This is a genomic window from Aeromonas sp. 600527 (genome assembly GCF_049175415.1).
Classification (GTDB): Bacteria; Pseudomonadota; Gammaproteobacteria; order Enterobacterales; family Aeromonadaceae; genus Aeromonas; species Aeromonas veronii_A.
In genome coordinates this window covers 81,180-107,819 of sequence record NZ_JAAKVA010000005.1, presented here as the reverse complement: position 1 = coordinate 107,819, position 26,640 = coordinate 81,180, and the positions used below count along the sequence as shown (strand labels likewise).

The window sequence follows — 26,640 nt, the reverse complement described above, 5'->3', positions numbered from 1 at the left end:
GGCCTTGCCTTGGTTACCCTTGTGTATGGTATGTTGCCGCCACTGCCACTGTAGGGAGAGCAGATAGTGAAACTGTTGAACGACCTGTTTACCAACAACCGCGAGTGGGCGGAGCAGATCAAGGCCGAGGATCCCGAATTCTTTGCTACCCTCTCTGCCCAGCAGGCCCCCGAATACCTCTGGATTGGCTGCTCCGACAGCCGGGTCCCTGCCAACCAGCTGATGGGGTTGCTGCCGGGGGATGTGTTTGTCCACCGCAACGTCGCCAACCTGGTGGTACACACCGACTTCAACTGCCTCTCGGTGCTGCAATATGCGGTCGAGGTGCTCAAGGTGAAGCACATCATCGTCTGCGGCCACTACGGCTGCGGCGGCGTCAAGGCGGCGATGCAGAACCAAGAGCTGGGGCTCATCGACAACTGGCTGCGCAACATCAAGGATGTCTACTTCAAGTATCGCGAGCAGCTGGATGCCATCGAGGATGAGCACGAGCGCTTCGACTACCTGTGCGAGCTGAACGTGGCCGAGCAGGTCGCCAACGTCTGCCACACCACCATCATCCAGAATGCCTGGCGCAAGGGGCAGGAGCTGGCGGTACACGGCTGGATCTACGGCATCAAGGACGGTCTGCTGCATGACCTTGATCTTTGTATCAGCGGGCCGGATCAGATCCCCGACGTCTACCGCGCCTGGCCGGATATGCGTCCGCCCCACCGCCGTCGCTGAGGAGCATCCCGTTGGCACCGGCCCTCTATATGCAAATCAAGCAGCACATCCTGGACGGGATCCGCGAACGCCACTATCAGGCGGGCGACCGGATCCCGACCGAGGCCGCCCTGTGCGAGCAGTTCGCCGTGAGCCGGATGACGGTCAACAAGGCGCTGCGCGAACTGGTGGCCGAGGGGTGGCTGGTGCGCACCGCCGGTTCCGGCAGCTTCGTGGCGGACAGGCGCACCGAGTCGCCGCTGCTGGCCATTCGCAACATCGCCGACGAGATCGCCGAACGGGGCAGCGAGTACAGCGGCCGGGTGATCCGGCTGCAACGCCAGGCTGCCGATGAGAAGGTGGCGGTACAACTGGGGCTGCGGGTTGGCGCCCCCATCTTTCACAGCCTGATCGTCCATCAGGCCGATGGGGAGCCGTTGCAATTGGAGGAGCGCTTCGTCGATGCCGGGCGTTTGCCGGGCTATGGCGAGCAGGATTTTACCCAACAGACCCCCAACCGCTATCTGATGGATGTCTGCCCCCTCTCCGAGATGGAGCACGTGGTGGAAGCCGTGTTGCCCAGCGCCGGTGAGGCGGGATTGTTGCAGATCCGCGTAGATTCTCCCTGCCTGTTGTTGCACAGACGCACCTGGTCGGAGGGGCATCTGGTCTCCTACGCCCGTTTGCTCTCCCCCGGTTCCCGCTACAAGCTCAGCTCCAAGACTCAGTTGGATTAAATGTATATACAACTAGATTTTGCAAAGCCCACCTCCTGGTGGGCTTTTTTGTGCTTAAACTCTAAGTTTGATGCTGTTATCAGGATGTGAATTTCGCTCTTTCTTTCGTCATAGAGATCGACTATAAGAATATGTATATACATTTGAGGTCGCTATGAACAAGGAACTGTTGAACTGCGAGCGTGTCTGGCTCAACGTGACACCCGCCACCCTGAATGATGAGCTGGCCGACTACGGCCTGCTGCCGCTCCACGCCATCGGCGTGAAGGATGGCAAGATCCATGCGCTGGTGCCGATGGCCGAACTGAAGGGGCCGTATCCTGCTCACTGGCATGATATGCAGGGCAAGCTGGTCACCCCCGGCCTTATCGATTGCCATACACACCTCATCTTCGCCGGCAGCCGTGCCGAAGAGTTCGAGCTGCGTCAGCAGGGTGTGCCCTATGCCGAGATCGCCCGTCGGGGCGGCGGCATCATCAGCACGGTGCGTGCGACCCGTGCCGCCAGCGAAGAGCAACTGTTCGATCTGGCGTTGCCGAGGGTGAAATCCCTGATCCGCGAAGGGGTCACCACGGTGGAGATCAAGTCCGGCTATGGCCTGACGCTGGATGATGAACTCAAGATGCTGCGGGTGGCCCGTCGACTGGGAGAGGCGTTGCCGATCCGGGTCAAGACCACTCTGCTGGCGGCCCATGCGGTGCCGCCGGAGTATCGCGACGATCCCGACAGCTGGGTCGAGACCATCTGTCAGGAGATCATCCCGGCCGCCGCCGAGGCGGGTCTGGCCGATGCGGTAGATGTCTTCTGCGAGCACATCGGCTTCTCGCTGGCCCAGACCGAGCAGGTCTATCTGGCGGCGGATCAATACGGCCTGCCGGTGAAGGGGCATATGGATCAGCTCTCCAATCTCGGTGGCAGCACACTCGCTGCCCACTTTGGCGCCCTCTCGGTGGATCATCTGGAGTATCTGGATCCGGAAGGGATCCTGGCGCTGGCCCACCGTGGCGTGGTCGCCACCCTGCTGCCCACCGCCTTCTACTTCCTCAAAGAGACCAAGCTGCCGCCGGTTGCCACCCTGCGCAAGGCGGGGGTGGCGATGGCGGTCTCCTCAGACATCAACCCGGGTACGGCCCCCATCGTCTCGCTGCGGATGGCGATGAACATGGCCTGCACCCTGTTTGGCCTGACCCCGCTGGAGGCCATGGTCGGGGTGACCCGTCACGCCGCCAAAGCGCTTGGCGAGCAGGATCGCCTTGGTCAGCTCAGGGTCGGCATGGCAGCCGATTTCCTGATCTGGCACTGCGCCCATCCGGCCGAGCTGAGTTACATGGTCGGCGTCGATCAGCTGGCAGGCCGCATCTTCAACGGCGAGGAGACCCTCCATGGATAAGTTCAACCCGATCGACATGTCACTCTGGCAGGGGCGGCAGGATCCGGAAGATGGTGAACTGGCCCTGCGCTGGCACGACAAGGTGCTGCCCTGGACCGCCGGAGCACAAGACTCTGCCGGTGTAGTACTGCTTGGTTTTGCCTGCGATGAAGGGGTTCGCCGCAACAAGGGGCGCATTGGTGCTGCCGGGGCGCCGCTGGCTGTGCGCAAGCTGCTGGCCAACACTGCCTGGCACCTGAACCGTCCCGTCTACGATGGCGGAGATGTGAGCTGTACCGATGGCAATCTCGACGCCGCCCACGGCCGTCTGGCCGAGCGGGTCGCCGCTGCGCTCGATCTGGGCCACTTCCCGCTGGTGCTGGGGGGCGGCCACGAGGTGGCCTTCGGCAGCTGGAGCGGCCTCAACTTGCATCTGGCGGGTCAGGGGCGAGTCGGCATTATCAATTTTGACGCCCACTTCGACCTGCGCATGAAGCAGGAATTGGCAAGCTCCGGCACCCCCTTCTTCCAGATCGCCGAGCAGTGCGCCGCTCAGGGCACGCCGTTTCGCTACGCCTGCCTCGGGGTAGCCGAGACCGCCAATACCCAAGCCCTGTTTGCCCGCGCCGAGGCGCTGGGTGTGTGGCATGTGCTGGACGAGGCAATGACCCAGACCGAGCTGCCAGCCTTGCTAAGCGGGCTGGATGCCTTTATCGCCGATTGTGATCACCTCTATCTGACCATCGATCTTGATGTGCTGCCCGGAGCCGTGATGTCGGGAGTGAGCGCCCCCGCCGCCCGCGGCGTGGAGCTGGCGGTCATCGAACCGCTCATTGCCCATATCCGGGCCAGCGGCAAGCTGCTGCTCGCCGATCTGGCCGAATACAACCCGAGTCTGGATCAGGACAACCGCAGTGCCCGCGTGGCCGCCCGGCTGGTCCATCAGTTAACCAAGTAGCGGCCTGCCACCGGCCGGCCGCCACCCTGCTGCATCGATAAACAAGGAGTGTATATGTCCCAGCAACACCAGGATCCCCGTCATGATCCGAACCGCGTGATCCGTGCCCCGCGCGGCACCGAACTGACCGCCAAGAGCTGGCTCACCGAAGCGCCGCTGCGGATGCTGATGAACAACCTGGACCCCGAGGTGGCCGAGCATCCCCAGTCGCTGGTGGTCTATGGCGGCATCGGTCGCGCCGCCCGCAACTGGGCCTGCTTTGACAAGATCGTCGAGGTGCTGACCCGGCTGGAGGAGGATCAGACCCTGCTGGTGCAATCCGGCAAGCCGGTCGGGGTGTTCCAGACCCACAAGGATGCGCCGCGGGTGCTGATCGCCAACTCCAACCTGGTGCCGCACTGGGCCAACTGGGAGCACTTCAACGAGCTCGATAAAAAGGGCCTGATGATGTACGGCCAGATGACCGCCGGCTCCTGGATCTACATAGGTACTCAGGGGATCGTGCAGGGCACCTACGAAACCTTCTTCGCGGTGGCCAACCAGCACTTCAACGGCGAGCCCAAGGGGCGCTGGATCCTGACCGGCGGTCTGGGTGGCATGGGTGGCGCCCAGCCGCTGGCCGCTACCATGGCCGGCTTCTCGATGATCGCGGTGGAGTGCGACGAGACCCGCATCGATTTTCGTCTGCGTACCCGCTACGTGGACAAGAAGGCCCACAGCCTGGATGAGGCGCTGGCCATGATCGAAGAGGCCAAGCAGAGCGGCAGCGCCGTCTCCGTCGGCCTGCTCGGCAACGCCGCCGATGTGTTCGCCGAGCTGGTGGCCCGTGGCATCACCCCGGACGTGGTGACCGACCAGACCTCGGCTCATGACCCGGTGCACGGCTACCTGCCGCAGGGCTGGAGCGTGGCCCAGTGGCGCGCGCTGCAAAAATCCGCGCCCCAGGAAGTGAACCAGGCCGCTCGCCACTCCATGGCCCGTCAGGTCGAAGCCATGCTGACCCTGCAAGCCCGCGGTGCGGCCACGCTGGATTATGGCAACAACATTCGCCAGATGGCGCTGGAGGAGGGGGTGAAAAACGCCTTCGACTTCCCCGGCTTCGTCCCGGCCTACATTCGCCCGCTGTTCTGCGAGGGCATTGGCCCGTTCCGCTGGGTGGCGCTCTCCGGCGATCCGGAAGACATCTACAAGACCGACCAGAAGGTGAAGGAGTTGATCCCCGATGATCCTCACCTGCACAACTGGCTCGACATGGCTCGCGAGCGCATCGCCTTCCAGGGCCTGCCGGCGCGGATCTGCTGGGTCGGGGTCAAGGATCGGGTACGCCTCGGCCTGGCCTTCAACGAGATGGTCAAGAATGGCGAGCTGAAAGCCCCCATCGTCATCGGCCGCGATCACCTGGATTCCGGCTCGGTGGCGAGCCCGAACCGCGAGACCGAGTCGATGATGGATGGCTCCGATGCCGTCTCCGACTGGCCGCTGCTCAACGCCCTGCTCAACACTGCCAGCGGCGCGACCTGGGTCTCCCTGCACCACGGCGGCGGGGTCGGCATGGGCTTCTCCCAGCACTCCGGCGTGGTGATCGTCTGTGATGGCTCCAATGATGCCGCCAAGCGGGTCGGTCGGGTGCTGCGCAACGACCCGGCCACCGGGGTGATGCGTCACGCCGATGCCGGCTACGAGATTGCCATCAACTGCGCCCACGAGGCGAAACTGGATCTGCCGATGATTGACGGCGCCAACGGTGTCAAAGGAAAGGTGTAACACCATGTTTGAATTGACTATTACCCCGGGCGAGCTGGATCTTGCCACCCTGCGTCGCGTCAGCCGCGAGCCGGTACACATTTCACTGGATCCCGTCGCTCTGGCGGGGATCCACGCCTCCGCCGCCGTAGTCACCAAGGTGATCGAGCAAAACCGGGTGGTGTACGGCATCAACACCGGCTTTGGCTTGCTGGCCAACACCCGCATTCCGGTGGAGCAGCTGGACGAGTTGCAGCGCTCCATCGTGCTCTCTCATGCGGCAGGGATTGGCGAGTACATGAATGACGCCACCGTGCGGCTGATGATGGTGCTCAAGCTCAACTCGCTGGCGCGCGGCTTCTCCGGCATCCGGCTGGCGGTGCTTGAGGCCCTGATGACCCTCATCAACGCCGAAGTCTATCCGGTGGTACCGAAGAAGGGCTCCGTCGGTGCCTCCGGCGATCTGGCGCCGCTGGCTCATATGAGCTGTCTGCTGATCGGTGAAGGCAAGGCTCGCCACAAGGGCGAGCTGATCGACGCCGCCACTGCCCTGAAGATTGCCGGGCTGGAGCCCATCGCGCTAGCACCGAAAGAGGGGCTGGCGCTGCTCAACGGCACTCAGGCGAGCACCGCCTTCGCGCTGGAAGGGCTGTTCCACGCCGAGGATCTGTTTGCTGGTGCCATCACCATCGGCGCCATGAGCGTGGAGGCCGCCCTTGGCAGCCGCCGGCCGTTCGATGCCCGCATCCACGCGGTGCGCGGTCAGCGCGGCCAGATCGACGCGGCCGCCTGCTACCGTCACCTGCTGGTGGATGGCAGCGAGATCGGCATGTCTCATCACAACTGCGAGAAAGTGCAGGATCCCTACTCCCTGCGCTGCCAGCCACAGGTGATGGGCGCCTGTCTGACCCAGATCCGCCAGGCAGCCGAGGTGCTGGTGTGCGAGGCCAACGCGGTCTCCGACAACCCGCTGGTGTTTGCCGAGGATGAAGACATCCTCTCCGGCGGCAACTTCCACGCAGAACCCGTGGCCTTCGCCGCCGACAACCTGGCGCTGGCCATCGCCGAGATCGGGTCACTGTCCGAGCGGCGCATGGCGCTGCTGATCGACTCGCGGATGTCCGGTCTGCCGGCGTTTCTGGTCAACAACGGCGGCGTCAACTCCGGCTTTATGATCGCTCAGGTCACCTCGGCGGCGCTCGCCTCCGAGAACAAGACGCTGGCCCATCCGGCCTCGGTGGACAGCCTGCCCACCTCCGCCAATCAGGAGGATCACGTCTCCATGGCCACCTTCGCCGGCCGTCGACTGGCGGACATGGCCGAGAACACCCGTGGCATTCTGGCGGTGGAACTGCTGGCGGCAGCGCAAGGGCTGGATTTTCGTGCTCCCCTGCGCAGCACCGAGCTCATCGAGCTGGCCAAGGGCCGGCTGCGGGAAGAGGTCAGCTTCTACGACAAGGACAGGTACTTCGCGCCGGACATCGAGGCGGCCGCCGCGCTGCTGGGCCGTGCCAGCTACAACGACCTGCTCCCGACCGGGGTGCTGCCGAGCCTCTAGGTGGCCATCCAGCCCATAACAAAAGACCGCCCAATCGGGCGGTCTTTGCGTTTCTGGTGTTGGTTGAACGCGGTTATTCGTGTTCGAACATCAGGAACAGATAGACCACGAACAGCACCAGGTGAGTGGCTCCGTGGAGCACATTGGTGCGGCCGCTGCTGAAGGTCACCTTGCACACCATCAAGGTCGTGACCAGCAGTACCATATCGGCGGGGGAGAGACCGAGGCGCACCTCCTGACCGAGCATGGAGCCGATAAAGAGCACGGCAGGCACGGTGAGGGCGATGGTGGCCAGCACAGAGCCGAAGTAAAGGTTCATGGCCCGCTGCAGCTGATTATTGAAGGCCGCCTTGATGGCGCCGACTGCTTCGGGTGCCAGCACGATACAGGCGACGATAAAGCCGCCCAGTGCTGGCGGAGCTGCCAGCACCTTGACCCCGTGGTTGATGGGAATGGCCAGGGTCTTGGCCAGCAGGATCACCACCAGCAGATAGGCGAGCAGCAACAGGGTGTGATAGAGGTTGCTCTGTAGCGGGCCGTGGTGCTCTTCGTAATCCTCATGATCGCTGTCGATGAAGAAGTGGCTGTGGCTGCGGGTCTGGATCAGCAGAAAGACCCCGTAGAGCAAGATCGAGATGATGATCAGCATCCATGACATCGGGTTAGACATGCTGCCGACCGTGCCGCCCCGGGTGAAGTTCGGCAGCACCAGACAGAGCAGGGCCAGCGGAATGATGGCCACCAGATAGGATTTGACCCCGTCCAGATTGAAGCTCTGGGTGTGGTAGCGCCAGCCGCCGAACAGCAGGGTGAAGCCCACCAGGCCGGTACTTACCAGCATCACCACCGCAAACATGGTGTCACGGGCCATGGTGGGGTTGGGCTCGCCGGTCAGCATCACCGAGGAGATCATCACCACTTCCAGCGAGATGACCGACAGGGTCAGGATCAGGGTGCCGAAGGGCTCGCCAAGCTTGATGGCGAGGGCATCCGAGTGGCGCACCACCGAAAAGATGGCCCAGGTGACGATAGCAAGCAGCATCGCCGAGACAGGAAGATAAATCCCGAGCGGAGTGGTCTCTGTCAGCAGGTCGCTGCCGAGCGTCTTGAAAAAGAGCAGGGTGAGCAGGCCAACGGGCAGGGCAATCTCTTGCCGGATAAATGTCTTCATAGGCAATGGTTCTCATCTCGGGGCGGCACTGGCCGACGGGGATTGATGGGAGGCACGCGTAAAGGTGCTCACGGTAGCCGAATGCTTATGATAAGCGCTCCATCCGGCCAGGGGCAGATCATTTTGTTTCTGAATGTAAACAGGTGGTTGAAGGCGATCAGCCTAGTGGCTCCAGAGGCTGCGTCAGTGCCAGCCAGCCTCTGTGGAAAAGGGAGCAAGCGGGTCAGTTGGGACGAGCTCTGCCGGACCTGTCTTGTGTAATATCAGTGTCAGCTCTCCTGCGAATATTGTGGGGGCCACGTTTGTTGCCAGATGGCAAGATCTGCCAGCGCCATTGGTCTGCCAAAGACGTAACCCTGGATCAGACAGACGCCGCGTTGTCGTAAATACTCAACCTGTTCCCGCGTATCAACCCCTTCTGCAATCATCTCCATGCCTGATTCCAGACCAAATGTGATGATGGCATCCAGCACACTGCGTTTGAGGTCGTTGGTGCCTATGGTGTCGACAAACATCTTGTCAATCTTGATTTGGCGAATGCCCAGCCGTTGCAAATAGGCAAACCCCCCGTAACCGGTGCCAAAGTCGTCCAGTTTGAAGTGATATCCCATTTGTTGCAGCAGGGTGATCTCGTCGGTGGCACTCTGAATATCGATGATCGGCTTGCGTTCAGTCAGCTCGAAGGTAAGGCGCTCGGGCGACGGATTGTGGTGTTCGCTCAACATGTTGCGCAGCAAGGGTTGTTCGATATGTGCGGCGACCAGGTTGACGCTGATCCACTGCTCTGGCGCCAGCTGCGGCAGATCCGTGATCACTTGTTCCAACAACTGTCTGGTAATCGGCAGGATCAGTCCCTGATCTTCCGCATATTCGATAAAGGCGCTCGGGGGGATCAGCTCGTGTCCCCGTTGCCAGCGCAACAGAGCCTCAAAACCGGCCACCTGCCAGGTACGAATATCCACGATGGGCTGATAGAAGGGAATGAACTCCTGGCGCACCACTCCGGCCTGCAATAGCCCCTTGAGCGAGCGGCGATAGTTTCGCAGCGACCAGTAGGCGGTCACCAGCAGTCCGCTCAGGATAGCACCGCACCAGAGTGCGATGCGTCTGACTTGCTCGCGAGCAAATTGATCGAGTGCGGAACCTGCCCAGATGGTTTGTCGGGTGAGTTTGTCCTGATCGAAGAAGCTCAGACTGCGGCTGCCTTCTTCGAGCTTGATTGCCTGGTTACCGCGCGGGAAGCGGGGGGTCATTGCCACGGGATCCCGCTGACTGAACTCCAGATAGAAACAGCCACTGCAGGGGAGTTGCAGCAGATCGTGGCTCCAGCTGTTATCGAGCACCCAGTAGGCAATGTTGCCGCCGCTTTGGTAGTAGGCAACCATCTCCTGCTCAGTATTGAAGCTGGCTGTTGTGGCGGTCAGTCCCAGTTTATCGGGAAGCTTTCCCTCCTGGTTGACATTTTTGATGAGCGAAATGCCTATACCCAGGCTTGAGCAGCTTTTCCCTGATGCCAGTTCCAACCCCTGCAGACGAATATGGGTGCTGTAAAAACGGGGATCCCGCAGCAACGCCATGTCGTTGGCACCACAATCGAAATCAAACTGTGCCAATTGCTCGTTCATGGCCTTGTCCAGGGTGTGATGGCGTATCGCCATGGCACGCTTTATCTCGGCCACCTTCTGCTCCATCAGGTGGTTGGCCATTGGTCTGGTAAGCCAGATGCCGACGGACTGGCTTGCCAGAATGGGCAAGACACATAGAAGAACAGTGATCCAGAGGGGGGAGATGCGTAACAAGGTAGTCCTGCCTGTTTCACGAGACACAGATGGGTCACGCCATCATAGTGCATTAGCACAATCAATTTGAGTCCGATATGTCACACTTATTGATTGATTTTTTAACTAATTGGTTTTAATCGATTTTTTAATTTCTTTTTAAAAGAGGCTATCGTTGACCTGTCATAAATGACAATTGCCCAACTTATCCGAACTGCTTTAGAGTACCCCTGCGGTTTGACTCACCGTGTGTTCAATACTCCTGTATCTGTTTTTTGTCAGTAGCACAGAGTGTTAGTTTTGATATGAGTGTTCCTTTTGGTCCCTTTTGAGGGACCATTTTTCTGTCTGCTATCTTCCCCTGCTCCACCTGTGTACCTTCCTTGGTATTCCCTCTCTGCTTTGGGTATGCTGCCTCGCTTAAATTACAGAAGCGGGATCCCCGTCCATAGTGATGGCTACAGTGCCACTGCTACCATGAACTCCAATGGATGATGCCGGGCATACGGAAAGGCACATGAAACTTACAACACATCTTGTCTCGTTTATTACCTTGTGCGTGATCGCTGCCATGGCGACCGTGCTGATTGGCGGGGTATTCAGCTTTCGTGAGCTGGGCATGGAGTTGCAGCAAAAGAAGGTTGATGCGCTGGTCGAAGTGATCGACAAGCAGCTCGATGTTGCTCACGGCATGGAGGATATGAGCCGCTGGCTGCCTACCCTGCTGCGGGCGGCTCATGTGGTGGAGCTGGAGGTGCGCCAGAACGACCAGCGGGTCTACTGGTTCCGTGATGTACAACGTCCGGTTAATGAACCGCTGCTGGTGCCATACAGCCATCTACTGCCCCATCAGGCGGGCATGCAGGCCAACTTCAAGCTGGAGCGTCCTTTCAAGGAGGCGGAGTACTCCATCAAGGCGATGTCGGGCATCTCGTTCGGTATCTTTATCGTGGTGTTCGGTCTCTGGTACTCCATCCGCTGGTTGCGCCAGCAGTTGCGCGGGGCCGAGCTGCTGGGCATACGCGCCCAGCTGATCCTCGATGACAAACTGGTCAAACTGAGCCATGACCCCGCCGAAGAGTGGCCGGTTGCCGCCAGCCAGGCACTTGACCATCTGCTGGCTGAGCTGGCGGATGCTCGCAAGGAGCGCAGCCGCTTCGATAACTTCATTCGCAGCAACGCCTTCGTCGACAAGATGACTGGTATTGGCAACCGCCTCTTCTTCGATAACCGGCTCGAGAGCGCCATCATGGAGGCGAGCGTCATGAGTGGCGGTGTCTTGCTGATTGAACTCGCCTGCCTGGAAGAGCTGGAAGCTGACCAGTTCGAGCTGCAGGGACACGATCTGCTGCTGGAGGCGAGTGCCGTGATCAGTGCTTTTGTGCGCAAGCATAATGGCGCCTTGCAGGCTCGTTATGCTGGGCATGTCTTTGCGGTGTTGTTGCCCAATATGTCGGAGAGCGAGATGGTGGACAGTGCCAGCCAGTTGCTCAAGAGCCTGCAACGGCTGCACTGGCCGCAGCAGGTCAATCCGGAGACGGCCATCTACATCGGTGCTGTTTGCTACCAGGCGCAAGACACCCTGCTCAAGGTGCAGGAGGAGGCAGAGCTGGCCCTCAAGAGTGCCCGTCTACAGGGGCACAATGGCTGGTTTCTCTATGAGAAGCAGCTGGACGAGGAGCAGAGCAGCAAGGGGACGGTGCGCTGGCGTACCCTCATCAGTCGCCGTCTTGAAGAACAGGGCATCGATTTTTATACCCAACCGGTCCAGCAGGATCGGGATCAGGTGGTGCTGCAACAGGATCTGCTTACCTATATCCACGATGAGCAGGGGCGGGAACTGCAAGCTGGGATCTTCATGCCAATGGCGGAGAAGGTGGGGCTATTGCTGCAACTGGATCGGCTGGTGGCGGAGCAAACGTTGGTGTTGCTGCGCCAGCGTTCCGAGCAGAGCTGTCCCATCAGTCTGACCCTGAGCGCCCAGAGCCTGCTCAACCGCGAGTTCCAGCGCTGGCTCTTCTTCGCCTTGTTCCAGTTGCCGCGCAGCACCAACGAGCGGTTGATCCTGCAACTCTCCGAATCCCAGGTGACCCGCCACTTCGAAGCACTCAAGCGGCCGCTGCGCTCCCTGCGCATGCTGGGCTGCCAGCTGGCCATTGATCATGCTGGCCAGGATGTGGTGAGCACCCAGTACATCAAGGAGTTCGAGATCAACTTCCTCAAGTTGCACCCCAGCCTGGTGCGGGAGATACACGCCCGACAGGTCAACCAGATGGCGGTCCGCAGTCTGGTAGGAGGCTGCGCCAATACTCGTACCCGGGTGCTGGCGGTGGGGGTAGAGAGTGGCGATGAGTGGAAGATGCTGCGCCACCTCGGGGTGCATGCCGGGCAGGGGCCCTGGTTTGCCGAGCCACGCCGGTTGGTGCTGGAGCCGGCTGGTGATTGAGATAAATGAGAGAGGGTCGTCGTGGGGCGACCCTCTCTCGTTTGCGGTTGCCGTCAGGCGGGGCTCACAGTCGCCCTTGTTCCCGCAGTCCGGCCAATCCCTGCATGCCGCCGGTATGGATAAAGACGATCTTGCTGCCAGGAGCGATGCGGCCCGCAGCAAGCTCGCGAAACAGTCCCCACATCGCCTTGCCGCTGTATATCGGCTCCAGAGGCAGACCTGTTTCGGCGCTGAAATCTTGAACCCACTGCCAGAGGGCCGGGCTGAATTTGGCGTAGCCACCATCGTGGTGATCGAGCGCGATGCGCCAGCCGGGGATATTGGCAGCCGCGGGATGGAGGCGACACACCTCGTCAGCGATAAAGCCGCCCCCCTTCAGTACCGCAATGGCGAGGATCTGCTCCCGATCCCGTTTGCCGGCGATCAGGCCCGCCAGAGTGCCGCCGCTGGCGCAGGGCAGTACCCAGAGATCCGGCGAGAAGGGCACTTCGCCGACCAGTTCCGCCACCCCGGGGATGGCCAGCGGGCTGCTACCCCCTTCCGGCACGATCAGGGTATCGGGTGCATCGAATTGGGCCAGCCAGTCGGGATCCTGCCGTCGCCGGTAACTCTGGCGGTCGACAAAAACGAGATCCATGCCCCAGCGCCGGGCATCCCTCAGGGTAGAGTTACTGACGGCGTCATATTCGCCCCGTATGATACCGGTAGTACGAAGACCAGATTGGCACCCCGCTGCCGCCAGCGCGTGGATATGGTTGGAGTAGGCGCCGCCAAACGAGAGCAGATGCTGTTTGCCGTGCTCTTTGGCATGCAGCAGGTGGTACTTGATCTTGCGCCACTTGTTGCCGGAGATGGCCGGATGGATCAGATCATCCCGCTTGCACCACAGCTCCACACCATAGCGGGTCAGCAACGGATGGTGGAGGCGTTGCAAGGGGGAAGGGAGGATGGCTTGACCCTCTGACTCGGCGGAAAGGCTGGCTTGCAATGGTGAGTCCGTCTTTTAATATGGAGGCTAATCTGCTGTTTATGTTAATATTTCATACATTTAATCACTATTGATGGGCGGGCTTACATGAAAAAACTGTTCAGACGGTCGACGCCAAGCCGCCAGGTCGGGCTCTTGCTGGCCAATGACAGGATCATGCTGGCTGCGGTGGGCAATCCCCCCATCTTCGCGACGCGCACCATCAACGGCCCACAGGAGTGGGCAGTGGCCATGAACGAGCTGTTCAGCCGTCATGGACTGGCCAAGTCTAAAGTGCGGGTGGCCCTCGCCGCCAGCCTTTATCAACAGATCCAGATCGACAAGCCTGCCGTGCCTGACGCCGAGATGGCGGGGGCGCTCCCTTGGGCCATCAAGGATTATGTCAGCGAACCCGTGCTGCAACTGGCGATGGATTATGTGGACTTGCCCACCCCGCCGGCCGGTCGTCCTCGCATCAATGTGATTTGCCTGCCCAAGAGCCGGGTGCAACAGCTGGCCGATGCCATCAACGGCATCGCCACCCTGCAATCCATCATCAGCGACGAATTGGCGCTCACCTCTCTCTATGACGCTGACGAGACGGTGCGCATGCTGCTGTGGCAGCCCAAGGGGCAGGATCTGCAACTGCTGGTCTTCCATCAGGGCGGGCTCTGCTTCTCCCGCCAGCTGCGCGGTTTCATCAGCCTGACTGGCGAACATGAGCCGGACAGCATGCAGCTCGATTCACTGGCGCTGGAGATCCAGCGCTCCCTCGACTATCTGGCGGGCCAGCTGAAATTGCCCGAGCTGGGGCAGATGCAGTTTGCCGTCGCCTCGCCCTTTATCGGTACCCTGGTGCGTCACATGGAGCAGACCTTCGGCTTTGCCGTCTCCGCCATGGCCAACAAGGCGGTGCTGGCTGGCGTCGAATACCTTTCTGCCTATGCCGCCGCCATCGGGGAGGATGCGTGATGAAACGTCAGATAAACCTCTATGGCGCCGAGTTTCGCCCCAAGCGGCAGTGGGCCAGCCTCAATCAGATGGCGCTGGTATGGGGCTTTGCACTGCTGCTGATCCTGTTGACGGGGGGGGGTTACAGCTGGCAGCAGCAGCAGGTCAGCCGGGCGCTGGCGCAGCGCTCTGCCGAGCTGGAACTCAAGCGCAGCGAGGCGCAGCGGCTCGATGCCGAGCTGGCGCGCCATCAGGCAGATCCCCGGCTGCAACAGCAACTGGTCAACAAGCAGGATGAGCTGACGGCCAAGCAGGGGCTGATGCGCCAGCTGGGCAGCCTGACCCTGCAAAAATCCCAGGGCTATGCCAGCGTGATGGCGGATCTCTCCCGCATTCGCAACAGCAACCTCTCGTTGCAGCGCATCGAGATCAACGAAGGGCGGATCAACCTCTCCGGCTTTGCCGGACGCAGTCAGGATGTACCGGCCTGGGTCAACCGCTTCAAGCAGACCCCGAGTCTGGTGGGCAAGGAGTTTGGTGAACTGACCCTCAGCCGTGACAAGGAGGGTCGTTTGACCTTCCAGTTGAGCGGCATCGCGCGGGAGAAACCCTGATGAACCTGAAAGCACAATGGCAGGCATGGGGCCAGCGTATCGCCGTGTTGAGCCAGCGGGAGCGGGTGTTGATCCTGCTGACTGGTCTGGTGCTGCTGGGCGCGGCCGGACTCTACGGCTGGCTCGATGGCGCCGATACCCGCCTGCAGCAGGATCGCATGGCCCTGAGCGCCGCCGAGCGCGACCTCGAGATCATGGAGCTGGAAAACCTCGGCAAACAGGCCCGGCTCAAGCGGGATCCCAATCAGGGCGTTCGCGACCAGCTGGCGCAGGTCGAAACGGATCTGGCCCGTATCGACGATGAGCTGAAGGCACAGACCGTCGATCTGATCCCGGCGCACGAGATGCCGCTGGTGCTGGAGGCGCTGCTCTCCCGCTCCGCCAACCTTCACATGCTGGCGCTCAGTTCGCTGGAGCCGACCCCGCTGATGGCGGGAGAGCAGAAGGTCAATCTCTACAAGCATGGTATCCGGCTTCAGCTTGAAGGCGGCTATTTCGATGTGTATCAATATCTTAAAGCGCTGGAAGCCTTGCCGCGTCACTTCTACTGGAAGCAGTTCGACTATCAGGTCAAAGCCTATCCCGGCGCGGTGGTGGAGATGGAGATCTACACCCTGAGTACCAGCAAGGAGTTTATCCGTGGCTAGAGTGTTTGCGTTGTGCTGTTGCCTGTTCAGCTTGCTGGTTCAGGCGGGGCAGGTCGAGGTATTGCAGGATCCCACTGCGCCGCTGGCGGATGTGGCGGTTGGCGCCCGTGCGACCGGCGAGAGCAGCGCCGGTTTGCCGAAGCTGCAGAGTGTGGTGCTGGGCAATGGCCCTGCACTGGCGGTACTCAATGGCAAGAGTTATCGGGTCGGACAACAGGTGGACGGCTATACGCTGGTGGCCATCAATGCCGATGCCGTGGTGCTGGAAAAGGCGGGAAAACGCCATGCGGTAACACTGTTTGCCAGCAAGATCCGGGTTTGAGTCGTGCTTGCCTCTCGAGAGGTGGAGTGGCTTTATCGAGTTTAATTGCAAGTCAGGGTGCCCTAATTACATGAAAACACACCGTCTCTGTCTGATCACCGTGGCCATGATGGCTGCAGGCTGTACCACGTATCAGCACCCCGAGCCGACCCAGGCGAAGGATGCCCTCAAGCAGGCCATGAACGAACAGCAGAAGCAGGCTGCCCCGCTGACCACCTTGCCCAAGTCGGTGCAGAGTGAATTGCTGCAGCTGAACCGGCCGCAGATGCCGGTCGGCATGCCGGAGAAACGGCTGCGTATCGCGGCTCACGACGTGGAGGCGGTGGAGTTTTTCGGTTCCCTGTTCAAGGGCTCCCGTTACAGCGTGGCGGTGCACCCCGGGGTGGCTGGTCAGATCTCGGTCGAGCTCAAGGATGTGACCCTGCCGGAAGTGCTGGCGGTGGTGGGCGACATGTACGGTTTTGACGTACAGCGCAAGGGCAACGTCTTCCATATCTATCCGGCGGGTTTGCGCACCGAAACCATCCCGGTCAACTATCTGATGATGTCCCGTCGTGGCCTCTCCCGCACCTCGGTCAGCACCGGCGGGGTGACAGCCAATGACAGCAATAACGGCAACAGCGACAGTAGTTTTGACAGTGCGTCGAACAACAACAGCAGCACCAACAACTCCTCCGGCAACAACTCGAGCGGCGACAGCGGCAATGGCACCCGTATCGAGACTGACACCAACAGCGACTACTGGACCGATCTGCGTGACTCCCTGCAGACCCTGATTGGCACGGGTGACGGTCGCGCAGTGATCACCAGCCCGCAGGCGGGTCTGGTCACCATCCGCGCCTATCCGAAAGAGCTCAAGGCGGTGCGTGAATTCCTCAATCAGTCCGAGAGTCACCTCAAGCGTCAGGTGGTGCTGGAGGCGCGGATTATCGAAGTCGCCCTCAACGAAGGGTACGAGCAGGGGGTGGACTGGAGCGGTCTCTCCGCCAGTTGGGATGGCGGCAAGGGGATCACAGGCGGTGGTTCGGCGTCTAATTCCCAATTGCCCACTACCCCTAACCAGATATTTACGGCGCTGGGAGGTGGGGCTGGCTTTACCATTTCCGACGGTAACTTCAACGTGGCGGTCAACTTGCTCAAGACCCAAGGCGATGTGAATACCCTCTCCAGCCCCCGCGTCACCGCGACCAACAACCAGAAGGCGGTGATCAAGGTCGGGACGGACGAATATTTTGTCACCAATGCATCGACGACAACCGTGAGCACGACGAGTGGTGACCGAACCACTCCCAATGTAGAGCTGACCCCTTTCTTCTCGGGTATCTCTCTGGATGTGACACCACAGATAGATGAAGAGGGTAAGGTGTTGCTGCATATCCACCCCTCCGTTATCGATACTGAAGAGCAAACCAAGACCATCAAGGTTACAAACAGCGATACGCTGGTGCTGCCGTTGGCGAAAAGCTCCATTCGAGAGTCAGATACCGTGGTGCAGGCCAATAATGGCGACATCATCGTTATCGGGGGTCTGATGAAGACCGATAAACAGGAGATCGTCAGCAAGGTACCATTGCTGGGCGACATTCCCTGGGTGGGTGAAGCCTTTACCAACCGCCGCGAGAGCACCAAGAAGGTGGAGCTGGTGATCATGCTCAAACCGACCGTGGTAGAGAAAGACACCTGGCAAAACGAGCTACAACGCTCCTCCGAGCTGCTCGACAAGTGGTATCCGGCCAAGGGCTGAACCATGACACCAGAGACGGTCACTCTTATCCCGAACGGCCTGTGCTGCTTTGCCTGCACAGGCTGCTTGTTCGAATTGGCAGGTGATGTCGCATGTACCTGAGCCACTTCGGTCTGCAGGAGGCGCCGTTCGGCCTTACCCCCAATACCGGCTTCTACTACGGCCTTCCCCCTCACGAGGAGGCGCTACAGGTGCTCAATTGGGCGCTGGCGCAAGGGGAGGGATTTATCAAGGTGACCGGCGAGGTAGGTACCGGCAAGACCCTGCTCTGCCGCAAACTGCTGAGCGAGCTGGGCTCGGAAGAGTGCCCGGTGCGGCTCGCCTGGTTGCCCAATCCCCACCTCAGCCCAGCCGAGCTGCGCACAGCGCTGGCGCTGGAGCTGGGGCTGTCGGTGCGGGAGCAGAGTGAGCTGGATCTCACCGATCGCATCCATCGTCACCTGATCAGCCTGCACCAGCAGGGCAGTCGGGTGGTGGTACTGATCGATGAGGCCCAGGCACTGCCTGACGAGACCCTGGAGGCGATCCGCCTGTTTGGCAATCTCGAGACAGAATCGAGCAAGTTGCTGCAGATCGTGCTGTTTGGCCAGCCAGAGCTGGATGTCAGACTGGCCAGGCCTCACCTGCGCCAACTGCGCCAGCGGATCGGCTTTTCATACTGCCTGCGCCCGCTGCGCTTTGACGAGACCCGCGCCTATCTGGAGCACAGATTGCAGGTCTCCGGCTACCGCGGGGCACCACTGTTTGTTGGCCGCGCCATGCGGATGCTGTGGCGGGCCTCGCGAGGGATCCCGAGACTGATCAACATCCTGGCGCACAAATGCCTGATGTTGGCCTACGGTCAGGGGGGGCGCCGGATCGATAGCCGTCTGGTGAGGCTCGCCATTCGCGATACCGACGATGCCAGCCGCTTTGCGCCCTTGCGCTGGTGGCCCCTGTTACTGTTGCTGGGGTGCGCCCTGGCTTATGGAGTCTGGCCATGAGCGTTATCAACCAGATGCTGAAAGATCTGGATCGGCGCCAGCAAGGCGCCGAGGGAACTGCCGTCTATATCCCGCCAGTACGTCAGCAGGGTTGGTGGATGTTGCTGTTGACCCTGATCTGTGGTCTGGCATTGGGGATCCTCGGTTGGCGCACCTGGATCTACTGGCAGCAAGCTCACCCTGTCGTCGCCGCCAGTGAAGTGGTGGCCCCCGATGTGGTGACACGAGCCGCCGCGCCAGTCAACCCGCCCGAGCCGGTCGAGGTGGCCGCTGCGCTGCCGTTGCCGGGTGGGGATGAGAGAGTGGCTGATACCGCTGGCGGGCAGGTAGATGGAGAGATGGCCGATGGTGCCCCCTTTGATGCCTCCAGCGATATCGACGAGTCGGAGCCGACCGATGAAGAGCTGCAGCCCGAGCTTTACGCTGAACTGGCGGCAGAACAGCAGGCTGTCGCGAGTGCGCCACGCAAACCTGGCGTATTGAAGATCGAGACGGTTGAACTGTCGGCCAAGGAGCTGGCGGCACTGGCGGAGCGCAAGGCGACGACCGCCATGGCCAAGGGGAGTCTGCGGGATGCGCAGGACAATTACTATCAGGTGCTGGCCCACGATCCCTACAACCAGGGGGCGCGGGAGCAACTGGCGGGGCTGCTCTACGGCGAGGGGCGTCTGACCGAGGCGCGTCAGCTGCTGGAGGAGGGGATCCGACTCGATCCCCTGCAGGCCGATTTTCGTCTGCTGCTGGCCCGTCTTGCCATCAGCGAGGGACAGCAGCAGCAGGCACTTGGCTGGTTGTCCGGTTATCAACCTGATCTTGCCAGCAACCTGGACTATTACGCCACCTGGGCCGGACTGGCTCAGGAGCTGGGACAGAATGTCGAGGCGGCCAATCTCTATGTGAAGCTGCTGCGCCAGCAGCCGGATCAGGGCCGCTGGTGGCTTGGTCTCGGCGTGGCCGAGGATGGTCAGGGGCACAGCCAGCGGGCGCTCGATGCCTATCGCAACGCCCTGCTGCACGGCAACCTCGGCGAGGCGTCGACCAACTGGCTGGAACAACGAATTGGCCAACTAACCCCTTGATAAACGCAGGTTCGATGAGCGAAGAGATCATCGGATGTGGCAACGGGTGTGAAGTAACAGATATCGGAGCAAACATGGCACAACCCAGACTGAAAATGCGCCTCGGCGACCTGCTGGTTCAAGAGCAGATCATCTCTGATGATCAGTTGCAGCTTGCCTTGCAGCAGCAGCGTCAGACCGGCCGCAAACTGGGTACCACTCTGATTGACCTCGGTTTTATCAGTGAGGTGCAGCTACTGCAGTTCCTCGCTCGCCAGCTGGATGTGCCCTTCTTCGATCTCAATAACCTCACCATCGACGCCGCTGCTGTGCCGTTGCTGCCCGAAGTGCAGGCACGCCGTTATCGGGCGCTGGCAGTCAACCTCACCGACAACAAGGTGACGGTGGCCATGTCGGATCCGGCGGATTTGAGTGCGCTGGATGCCATCGCCGCCCTGCTGAGCCCGCGGGAGATGGTGCTGGCGGTCGCGCGGGAAGGGCAGTTGCTGGACTATTTTGACCGCCTCTATCGCCGTACCCGCGAGATTGAGAGCTTCGCCGAACAGCTGCAGGAGGAGTATCAGGACTCCGGCTTCGAGTTGGGTTCCGGCAATCTGGGGGCCAGTGACGAGGGGGAGGCGACGGTAGCCAAGTTGCTGCGCTCCCTGTTCGAGGATGCGGTACAGGTGGGGGCGTCGGATATCCACATCGAGCCGGACGAGAAGGTGCTGCGCATTCGCCAGCGGATCGACGGCATTCTCCACGAAAACATCCTCAATGAGGTACGCATCGCCCAGGCGCTGGTGCTGCGCCTCAAGCTGGTGGCCGGGCTCGATATCTCCGAGAAGCGGCTGCCGCAGGATGGCCGTTTCAACATGAAGGTGCGCGGCCGCGATGTCGATGTGCGGATGTCCACCATGCCGGTGCAATATGGCGAGTCGGTGGTGATGCGTCTGCTGGATCAATCCTCCGGCATTCTGTCACTGACCGAGACCGGCATGCCGCCGGAGATCCTGACCCGTTTCCGCCGTCAGCTCAAACGCCCGCACGGCATGATCCTGGTGACCGGCCCGACCGGGAGCGGCAAGACTACCACCCTCTATGGCGCCCTCTCCGAGCTCAATCAGTCCAGCAACAAGATCATCACGGTCGAAGATCCGGTGGAGTATCGTCTGCCCCGTATCAGCCAGGTGCAGGTCAATCCCAAGATCGGTCTCACCTTTTCCCATGTGCTGCGTTCCACCCTGCGCCAGGACCCGGACATCCTGCTGGTGGGTGAGATGCGGGACAACGAGACGGTGGAGATCGGTCTGCGTGGCGCCATCACCGGTCACCTGGTGCTGACCACCCTGCACACCAACGATGCGGTGACCAGTGCCCTGCGTCTGATCGACATGGGGGCGCCCGGCTATCTGGTGGCGAGCGCCCTGCGAGCGGTGGTCGCCCAGCGGCTGGTGCGGCGGGTATGTGAGCACTGCGTTGAGGAGAAGGCGCCCGACGAAGGGCAGGCCACCTGGCTCACCGTACTCTCCGGCGAGGCGCCCGGCCAACACACCTATCACAAGGGCCGGGGTTGCCAGAGCTGCAACTTTACCGGTTATTCTGGCCGGATCGGGGTCTACGAGCTGCTGGAGCTGGATCAGCCGATGATGGATGCCCTGCGCCGCAACGATGCGGAAGGGTTCGCCAAGGCGGCCCGTCAACATGAACACTATCGGCCGCTGGCCCTCACAGCCCTCGATTATGCCCGTCAGGGGATCACCTCGGTGGACGAGGTGCTGCGACTGGCCGAGGATTTGGGGTAAGCGATGGCTAACTTTGCTTACAAGGGGCGTGACAGCCAGGGCAACGCCACCAGTGGCGTGGTCGAAGCGGCCAACGAGATGGCGGCCGCCGAGCAGCTGATGCGCCGCGGGGTGATGCCCACCGAACTGAAACTGGGCAAGGCCAAATCCGCGGCCATCGACTGGTCACTGTTGCTGGAAGGGGGCGTCAAGCTGGATGAGCTGGTGATCTTCAGCCGCCAGATGTATGCCCTGACGCGGGCCGGGATCCCGATCCTGCGCGCCATCGCCGGGCTGGAGGAGAGCACTCACAGCAAGCCGCTCAAGCGGGCGCTTCACTCGCTGGGGGAAGATCTTGGCAACGGTCGCCCGCTTTCGAGCTCGATGCAGGCGCACCCCAAGGTATTCAGCAGCCTGTTTGTCGCCATCATCCATGTGGGTGAGAACACAGGTCAGCTGGAAGAGTCCTTTTTGCAGCTCGCCAACTATTTCGAGCTGGAGCTGGAGACTCGCAAGCGGATCAAGACCGCCATGCGCTACCCCAGCTTCGTGATGATCGCCATCGGTATCGCCATGGTAATCCTCAATATCATGGTGATCCCGGTGTTTGCCGGCATGTTCGCCAAATTCGGGGTGGAGTTGCCGCTGGCGACCCGCATTCTGCTCGCGACTTCCCACTTTTTCGTCCACTACTGGTGGCTGCTGCTCGCCATTCTGGCGGGGATGGTGTTCGGCTGGCGCCGCTGGGTCGCCACCACCAAGGGCAAGCTGACCTGGCACCGCTGGCAGCTCAAGTTGCCGATCGTCGGCACCATCATAGAGCGCTCCCTGCTGGCCCGTTTTGCCCGCAGTTTTTCCATGATGCTCAAGGCAGGGGTGCCGCTGAACACTGCGCTGACCCTGGTGGCCGATGCGGTGGATAACGCCTGGATGGCGGGGCGGGTACGAGATATGCGCGCCGGTATCGAGCGGGGCGAGAGCCTGCTGCGCACAGCCAGCAGTAGCGGCCTGTTTACCCCGCTGGTGATGCAGATGATTGCCGTGGGGGAGGAGACCGGTCAGGTCGATGACCTGCTCCATGAAGCGGCCGAGTATTACGAGCGGGAGGTGGATTATGACCTCAAGAGTCTCACTGCACGGATCGAGCCGATCCTGATCGGGATCGTGGCGGTGATGGTGCTGATCCTGGCGCTCGGGATCTTTACACCGATGTGGGACATGATGCGCGCTGTTCGGGGTAAGTAACCATGCATCTTTAACTCTGATTGGCGGGACATGATGAGCGTCGTAAGAGGCAATAGGGCGAGGGAGTCGAGGAGTGGATGAGCAGACAGACACAACAGGATGATCGCTGGCTGGCCGGATATCGGCGGATCGCCGTGATAGTCCTGCTGATGGTGATCGTCACGACCCTGGTGCACAGCTATCAGATCAACCGGGACGAGGCGCAACAGCTTTCGCTCACCCTGCTGGGGGAGCAATTTGCCGAGCGGGCACAGCGTTTGCACGGGATCTGGCTGAATGAGCGGCGCCCCGGCACCCTGCATAGCGCCGGTCATGGTTGGCAATTTGATGAGCGTGGCTGGCCACTCGGACTATTGCCCCCGCAATCCCCATCAGAGAATTGTCGTCAGTTGTGGCTTGCGCTGGTGGGCGAGACGGAGGGGAGCATGCCACCCTTACAGTTTCTGGCTCGCCCCGATGGCAGTGGCTGCGAGATAGGATGGGATGGTTATTGGCTGGTTTATCTGTTTTCCGACGGGCGAGTGATGAAAAAGCCTTGAATGAGGCTAATCATATGACCCAACTACATGATTTTTTTAGGTCTGCATGAAATAATATCGGCCATTACCAAGGGAGCATGAAAATGAAACCAATGGCACCATCAATGCCAAATAACGGGGTGACAAGACAGGCTGCTGGCTTCTCCCTCATTGAGCTGGTGATCGTTATCGTGATCCTGGGGATCCTGGCGGTAACGGCGCTGCCCCGTTTTCTGGATGTGACCGACGAGGCGAAGAAGGCCAGCGTCGAGGGTGTATCTGGTGGCTTTGCTACCGGTGTATCTCTGGTTCGGGCCCAGTGGGAAGCGGAAGGGAGAGCCAAACAGGATAGCCTCAATACCGTGCTCTATGATGGCAGTCGCTTTTATCTGACCACACCGACGGATGCCCAGATCAGCAATGGTGAGTTGTCCCCTGGCTACCCCATGGATACTGCGGCCAGCGGTAATCCGGATGTGGACCCAGCCAATTTGACAGCCGAGCGTTGTCTCAATATTTGGGAGGGACTACTGCAAAACCCGCCCAAGGCTACGGCCAGCTTCAATGAAGTGCGCGGTAGCGGCAATGACCTGAAATACTATGCCACTGTGAGCAGTAATGGACTGGATTCGGTCTGCCGTTACTATCTGGTCAATAGTTTGAGTAAGGGCAGTGATGGCAAGTATCAGGATCCGCAAGGCAAGACTGATGCATTTATGAGTTTCAGTTACCGCCCGGCATCCGGTCAGGTGACCACAAATATTAATTAACAGAGGAAAGTGAAATGAAAAAACAGGCGGGTTTTACCCTGATCGAACTGGTTATCGTGATCATCATTCTGGGTATTCTGGCGGTCACTGCTGCACCCAAGTTCCTGAATCTGCAGGATGATGCACGTAAGTCTGCTGCGCAGGGGGTTCAATCTGCACTGCAGAGTGCAGCTAATCTGGTTTATAGCAAGGCTGCTTTGGAAGGTCTTGAGGCATCGTCTTCTGCCGTATCTGTTGCTGGAACTACAGTTCAGGCGATTTATGGTTATCCGACTGCTGCGACAGTTAAAAATGCACTTACATTGGATGGTTGGTCTGTTTCTCCTGCGACCCCTACAGGGAGCACTGCAGATTTTTATCCTGATAATACAAAGGGTAACTCTTGTTATGTGACCTATACGCAAGCTACTGATAAAGACACTCCTTTCAAGGTTGAATTGGCGGATACTTGTAAGTAAGCGTGCAAGCGAGGCTTCGGCCTCGCTTTCTTCTTTCCCCAATGAGAAAAACCATGCCTGCAACCAAGGGCTTTACCCTGATTGAACTGGTACTGGTGATCCTGTTACTCGGGATTCTTGCCGCCTTTGCTGTGCCCAAATGGCTGGGCAAAGGCGGCGTTGAAACTCAAACCGTGCGTGACGAGCTGCTGACCCGGCTGCGATTGGTGCAGACCGTCAATATGCATGAGCCTGCCAACCGCTGTACCCAGCTGGTGGTCGCCTCTCCCCGTTTTGCCCACCGAACTTATACTGCGTGTCCTGCCAGCGATGATCTGGGCAGTGGCTGGACCGACAATTTGCGCACCCGTGGTCGGCTGGTAACCGTCTCTGAAGGCATCACTCTTTCCCTGAACAGCAACAACAGCTTCGTGCTGCGCTTCGATCAGATGGGGAGGCCGCTAGGCAGTTGCGCCGCCGGTTGTACCTTGCAGGTGAGTGATGGTCGCGAAACCAGCCGCATCCAGATTGAGTCTGAGGGGTTTATCCATGAGATCCCTTAAGCGTGGTTTTACCCTGATTGAGCTGATCGTCGGCATCGTGCTGCTGGCCGTGGCCTTGACCGGTATGTTGGGGTTACTTATCAATCAAGCACCTCAGGCAGTGGATCCGGTGCAGCAGGTGCGCGCCGCCCAGCTTGCCCAGCGCCTCTCCGGCGAGATCCTGCAAAAGTCGTTTGATGAACATTCGGATCATAACGGTGGTCGTTATCGTTGTGGCGAGACCTTTAATGGCCAATTTTATGGGGATTGCAGTTGCCCTGTTGGCGTGGCATGTACCCAGCAACCTCCTGCTCCGACGATTGCTGGTTGGCAGCCTAGTCAATATGGTCCTGATGGTGAGCCCGCATCCTATGCCTATAACGATGTGGATGATTTCGATACCGCAGGTAATTGGGTGGATGCCAACACCCTGACTCAGACTGCAGCGGGAGTCGGCGGTGAGGAGTATCGCAACTATCAGGTGAAAATTGTGGTGAGCGGAGCCGATTTCAGCGACGGCACCTTCAAGAGTTGTGCCGCACCCTGCTCTGTGGGTAAGCGTATTGATCTGCAGATCAAGCTACCGGATCAGAGCGTGCTCGACTTCTCCTTCTACCGGGGGAACTACTGATGGATCGCTCTGCTGTCGGGGGTTGCCTCTCTACCAGAATATCAGCGCCCCTAGCCAACTCCGGCGCCAGATTACGCCTGGTGGCCAATCGAACCTACCACAAACCTCGGGGTAACCGTGGCTTTACCCTGGTTGAGCTGGTGATGGTCATCCTGCTGCTCGGGATAATGGCGACCTTTACCAGCCAGTTTATCGGTATCGGTACCCAGATTTATGGCGATGCCAGCAGCCGTGAGCAGCTGATGAGCGATGCCCGCTTCGCCATGGAGCGGCTTAACCGCGAACTGCGCGATGCGGTGCCGGGATCGGAGCGGATCGAGACGACTGGCGGGGCATGGGTCGACTCCGGTGCCTGTCTGCGGTTTTGGCCCATCAGCACCTCCAGCCGCTATCTGGCGCTTAACCGTGCTATGTCGGGGAGCACGGCCACCCTTGAGCTGGTGATGGCGACCCCGGCTTCTGCTGCCAACCCACTGGATGTGGATGCCACCGCCGTCAAAAAAAATGATCAGCTGATCGTCTTCCCTGTGCCGGACAAAAATGCCGGTTCGCTCACGGCTGGCTGCGATTATGGCCGCTGCGTGGCCAAGGTCACGGATGTGCTGACGCCCGTATCCGGAGCGCAAACCATCCGCTATACCAGTGCCGAGAGCCTGGCTGGTCTCTCTCCGGGCAGCCGGGTCTACTTTGCCAACCAGCAGGTACGTTACTGTGTGGAAGGAAACACGCTGATCCGTGCCACTGCCCCCATTGGAGCATCCTTACCTGCACAAGGCGTATTGATGGCCGATTCCCTTCGTATTGGAACCTTCTATCGGGAAACCTCGGCGTTTAACGCCGAAGGGGAGTTTGGCATGCGCTTTGTGTTCGAACGCAAGGGGGAGTCGGTCACCTTCAACCACAAGATAGAGGTGTTCAATGTGCCCTGATCCACAGGCTTTCGGACGGATGCGAGGCAGTGC

Annotated in this window: 25 protein-coding genes; 22 read left to right on the top strand and 3 right to left on the bottom strand. The window is 60.3% G+C overall.

Annotation, left to right across the window (positions count from 1 at the left end):
* Window positions 1-66: 66 nt before the first annotated feature.
* The 6 genes from can (at window position 67) to hutH (ending at window position 7,070) form a co-directional block, all read left to right on the top strand.
* On the top strand, window positions 67-726 hold the full coding sequence (can, locus tag G5154_RS08915) for a carbonate dehydratase (RefSeq protein WP_005342864.1): 660 nt from the start codon (window positions 67-69) through the stop codon (window positions 724-726).
* An 11-nt stretch (window positions 727-737) separates the two neighbouring features.
* Window positions 738-1,442, top strand: coding sequence for a histidine utilization repressor (hutC, locus tag G5154_RS08910; protein ID WP_421250838.1), 705 nt, complete (start codon window positions 738-740; stop codon window positions 1,440-1,442).
* 154 nt (window positions 1,443-1,596) lie between these two features.
* Complete coding sequence (gene hutI, locus G5154_RS08905; protein WP_421250837.1) at window positions 1,597-2,832, top strand: imidazolonepropionase; 1,236 nt, start codon at window positions 1,597-1,599, stop codon at window positions 2,830-2,832.
* On the top strand, window positions 2,825-3,769 hold the full coding sequence (hutG, locus tag G5154_RS08900) for a formimidoylglutamase (RefSeq protein WP_421250836.1): 945 nt from the start codon (window positions 2,825-2,827) through the stop codon (window positions 3,767-3,769). Before hutI ends, hutG begins: the two co-directional genes overlap by 8 nt.
* A gap of 54 nt (window positions 3,770-3,823) precedes the next feature.
* Window positions 3,824-5,533: a urocanate hydratase gene (gene hutU / locus G5154_RS08895; protein WP_421250835.1), complete on the top strand. Its 1,710-nt coding sequence runs from the start codon at window positions 3,824-3,826 to the stop codon at window positions 5,531-5,533.
* A gap of 4 nt (window positions 5,534-5,537) precedes the next feature.
* Complete coding sequence (gene hutH / locus G5154_RS08890; protein WP_421250834.1) at window positions 5,538-7,070, top strand: histidine ammonia-lyase; 1,533 nt, start codon at window positions 5,538-5,540, stop codon at window positions 7,068-7,070.
* A gap of 73 nt (window positions 7,071-7,143) precedes the next feature.
* Here hutH and G5154_RS08885 read toward each other — a convergent pair whose 3' ends face one another.
* Both G5154_RS08885 and G5154_RS08880 read right to left on the bottom strand, forming a co-directional pair.
* The gene (locus G5154_RS08885) at window positions 7,144-8,241 is read right to left on the bottom strand and encodes a calcium:proton antiporter (protein WP_216979631.1); all 1,098 of its coding nucleotides are present in this window, start codon (window positions 8,239-8,241) and stop codon (window positions 7,144-7,146) included.
* A gap of 269 nt (window positions 8,242-8,510) precedes the next feature.
* A complete protein-coding gene (locus G5154_RS08880) occupies window positions 8,511-10,040 on the bottom strand; it encodes an EAL domain-containing protein (protein ID WP_421244855.1) in 1,530 nt (509 codons plus the stop codon).
* A 496-nt stretch (window positions 10,041-10,536) separates the two neighbouring features.
* On the opposite strand from G5154_RS08880, the gene G5154_RS08875 reads away from it, so the two are divergent.
* Entirely contained in the window at window positions 10,537-12,465 is a 1,929-nt protein-coding gene (locus G5154_RS08875; RefSeq protein ID WP_005342880.1) for an EAL domain-containing protein, read from the top strand.
* A gap of 64 nt (window positions 12,466-12,529) precedes the next feature.
* Here G5154_RS08875 and G5154_RS08870 read toward each other — a convergent pair whose 3' ends face one another.
* Window positions 12,530-13,453: a 1-aminocyclopropane-1-carboxylate deaminase/D-cysteine desulfhydrase gene (locus G5154_RS08870; RefSeq protein WP_216979629.1), complete on the bottom strand. Its 924-nt coding sequence runs from the start codon at window positions 13,451-13,453 to the stop codon at window positions 12,530-12,532.
* 87 nt (window positions 13,454-13,540) lie between these two features.
* Here G5154_RS08870 and G5154_RS08865 point away from each other — a divergent pair, with 87 nt between their 5' ends.
* The 15 genes from G5154_RS08865 (at window position 13,541) to G5154_RS08795 (ending at window position 26,607) form a co-directional block, all read left to right on the top strand.
* Window positions 13,541-14,404, top strand: coding sequence for an MSHA biogenesis protein MshI (locus tag G5154_RS08865; protein ID WP_421250833.1), 864 nt, complete (start codon window positions 13,541-13,543; stop codon window positions 14,402-14,404).
* Window positions 14,404-14,997: a PilN domain-containing protein gene (locus G5154_RS08860; RefSeq protein ID WP_201947769.1), complete on the top strand. Its 594-nt coding sequence runs from the start codon at window positions 14,404-14,406 to the stop codon at window positions 14,995-14,997. Before G5154_RS08865 ends, G5154_RS08860 begins: the two co-directional genes overlap by 1 nt.
* Entirely contained in the window at window positions 14,997-15,644 is a 648-nt protein-coding gene (locus tag G5154_RS08855; RefSeq protein WP_139412193.1) for an MSHA biogenesis protein MshJ, read from the top strand. The genes G5154_RS08860 and G5154_RS08855 overlap by 1 nt, the downstream gene beginning before the upstream one ends.
* Window positions 15,637-15,966 carry a SctD/MshK family protein gene (locus G5154_RS08850; protein WP_265061714.1) on the top strand — a complete coding sequence of 110 codons (330 nt, stop codon included), beginning with the start codon at window positions 15,637-15,639 and terminating at the stop codon, window positions 15,964-15,966. Before G5154_RS08855 ends, G5154_RS08850 begins: the two co-directional genes overlap by 8 nt.
* A gap of 70 nt (window positions 15,967-16,036) precedes the next feature.
* Entirely contained in the window at window positions 16,037-17,710 is a 1,674-nt protein-coding gene (mshL, locus tag G5154_RS08845; RefSeq protein WP_421263921.1) for a pilus (MSHA type) biogenesis protein MshL, read from the top strand.
* Between the two features lie 92 nt (window positions 17,711-17,802).
* On the top strand, window positions 17,803-18,693 hold the full coding sequence (locus G5154_RS08840; RefSeq protein ID WP_005342891.1) for an ExeA family protein: 891 nt from the start codon (window positions 17,803-17,805) through the stop codon (window positions 18,691-18,693).
* On the top strand, window positions 18,690-19,772 hold the full coding sequence (locus tag G5154_RS08835; protein WP_337073117.1) for a tetratricopeptide repeat protein: 1,083 nt from the start codon (window positions 18,690-18,692) through the stop codon (window positions 19,770-19,772). Before G5154_RS08840 ends, G5154_RS08835 begins: the two co-directional genes overlap by 4 nt.
* A 74-nt stretch (window positions 19,773-19,846) precedes the next feature.
* The gene (gene mshE, locus G5154_RS08830) at window positions 19,847-21,556 is read left to right on the top strand and encodes an MSHA fimbrial ATPase MshE (RefSeq protein ID WP_236346262.1); all 1,710 of its coding nucleotides are present in this window, start codon (window positions 19,847-19,849) and stop codon (window positions 21,554-21,556) included.
* A 3-nt stretch (window positions 21,557-21,559) separates the two neighbouring features.
* Window positions 21,560-22,780 carry a type II secretion system F family protein gene (locus tag G5154_RS08825; RefSeq protein WP_421250831.1) on the top strand — a complete coding sequence of 407 codons (1,221 nt, stop codon included), beginning with the start codon at window positions 21,560-21,562 and terminating at the stop codon, window positions 22,778-22,780.
* Window positions 22,781-22,857: 77 nt separating this feature from the next.
* Window positions 22,858-23,319 (top strand): hypothetical protein, encoded by a 462-nt coding sequence (locus tag G5154_RS08820; protein ID WP_421250830.1) that lies wholly within the window; start codon window positions 22,858-22,860, stop codon window positions 23,317-23,319.
* A gap of 77 nt (window positions 23,320-23,396) precedes the next feature.
* Window positions 23,397-24,068 (top strand): type II secretion system protein, encoded by a 672-nt coding sequence (locus G5154_RS08815; RefSeq protein WP_421244849.1) that lies wholly within the window; start codon window positions 23,397-23,399, stop codon window positions 24,066-24,068.
* A 14-nt stretch (window positions 24,069-24,082) separates the two neighbouring features.
* On the top strand, window positions 24,083-24,526 hold the full coding sequence (locus G5154_RS08810) for a prepilin-type N-terminal cleavage/methylation domain-containing protein (protein WP_421250829.1): 444 nt from the start codon (window positions 24,083-24,085) through the stop codon (window positions 24,524-24,526).
* A gap of 53 nt (window positions 24,527-24,579) precedes the next feature.
* A complete protein-coding gene (locus G5154_RS08805; RefSeq protein ID WP_005342902.1) occupies window positions 24,580-25,068 on the top strand; it encodes a prepilin-type N-terminal cleavage/methylation domain-containing protein in 489 nt (162 codons plus the stop codon).
* Window positions 25,055-25,678 carry a type IV pilus modification PilV family protein gene (locus tag G5154_RS08800; RefSeq protein ID WP_421250828.1) on the top strand — a complete coding sequence of 208 codons (624 nt, stop codon included), beginning with the start codon at window positions 25,055-25,057 and terminating at the stop codon, window positions 25,676-25,678. Before G5154_RS08805 ends, G5154_RS08800 begins: the two co-directional genes overlap by 14 nt.
* The gene (locus tag G5154_RS08795) at window positions 25,678-26,607 is read left to right on the top strand and encodes a type II secretion system protein (RefSeq protein WP_216979619.1); all 930 of its coding nucleotides are present in this window, start codon (window positions 25,678-25,680) and stop codon (window positions 26,605-26,607) included. The genes G5154_RS08800 and G5154_RS08795 overlap by 1 nt, the downstream gene beginning before the upstream one ends.
* Window positions 26,608-26,640: the final 33 nt, after the last annotated feature.

Bases quoted from the DNA above. Each gene is read 5' to 3' on its own strand.
- mshL (WP_421263921.1), top strand. From the start codon at position 16,037: ATGAAAACACACCGTCTCTGTCTGATCACCGTGGCCATGATGGCTGCA.
- G5154_RS08820 (WP_421250830.1), top strand. From the start codon at position 22,858: ATGAGCAGACAGACACAACAGGATGATCGCTGGCTGGCCGGATATCGG.
- hutG (WP_421250836.1), top strand. From the start codon at position 2,825: ATGGATAAGTTCAACCCGATCGACATGTCACTCTGGCAGGGGCGGCAG.
- G5154_RS08860 (WP_201947769.1), top strand. From the start codon at position 14,404: ATGAAACGTCAGATAAACCTCTATGGCGCCGAGTTTCGCCCCAAGCGG.
- G5154_RS08825 (WP_421250831.1), top strand. From the start codon at position 21,560: ATGGCTAACTTTGCTTACAAGGGGCGTGACAGCCAGGGCAACGCCACC.
- G5154_RS08805 (WP_005342902.1), top strand. From the start codon at position 24,580: ATGCCTGCAACCAAGGGCTTTACCCTGATTGAACTGGTACTGGTGATC.
- G5154_RS08815 (WP_421244849.1), top strand. From the start codon at position 23,397: ATGAAAATGAAACCAATGGCACCATCAATGCCAAATAACGGGGTGACA.
- G5154_RS08810 (WP_421250829.1), top strand. From the start codon at position 24,083: ATGAAAAAACAGGCGGGTTTTACCCTGATCGAACTGGTTATCGTGATC.
- G5154_RS08835 (WP_337073117.1), top strand. From the start codon at position 18,690: ATGAGCGTTATCAACCAGATGCTGAAAGATCTGGATCGGCGCCAGCAA.
- G5154_RS08800 (WP_421250828.1), top strand. From the start codon at position 25,055: ATGAGATCCCTTAAGCGTGGTTTTACCCTGATTGAGCTGATCGTCGGC.
- mshE (WP_236346262.1), top strand. From the start codon at position 19,847: ATGGCACAACCCAGACTGAAAATGCGCCTCGGCGACCTGCTGGTTCAA.
- G5154_RS08885 (WP_216979631.1), bottom strand. From the start codon at position 8,241: ATGAAGACATTTATCCGGCAAGAGATTGCCCTGCCCGTTGGCCTGCTC.
- G5154_RS08855 (WP_139412193.1), top strand. From the start codon at position 14,997: ATGAACCTGAAAGCACAATGGCAGGCATGGGGCCAGCGTATCGCCGTG.
- G5154_RS08840 (WP_005342891.1), top strand. From the start codon at position 17,803: ATGTACCTGAGCCACTTCGGTCTGCAGGAGGCGCCGTTCGGCCTTACC.
- hutH (WP_421250834.1), top strand. From the start codon at position 5,538: ATGTTTGAATTGACTATTACCCCGGGCGAGCTGGATCTTGCCACCCTG.
- G5154_RS08875 (WP_005342880.1), top strand. From the start codon at position 10,537: ATGAAACTTACAACACATCTTGTCTCGTTTATTACCTTGTGCGTGATC.
- hutU (WP_421250835.1), top strand. From the start codon at position 3,824: ATGTCCCAGCAACACCAGGATCCCCGTCATGATCCGAACCGCGTGATC.
- G5154_RS08795 (WP_216979619.1), top strand. From the start codon at position 25,678: ATGGATCGCTCTGCTGTCGGGGGTTGCCTCTCTACCAGAATATCAGCG.
- hutI (WP_421250837.1), top strand. From the start codon at position 1,597: ATGAACAAGGAACTGTTGAACTGCGAGCGTGTCTGGCTCAACGTGACA.
- G5154_RS08865 (WP_421250833.1), top strand. From the start codon at position 13,541: ATGAAAAAACTGTTCAGACGGTCGACGCCAAGCCGCCAGGTCGGGCTC.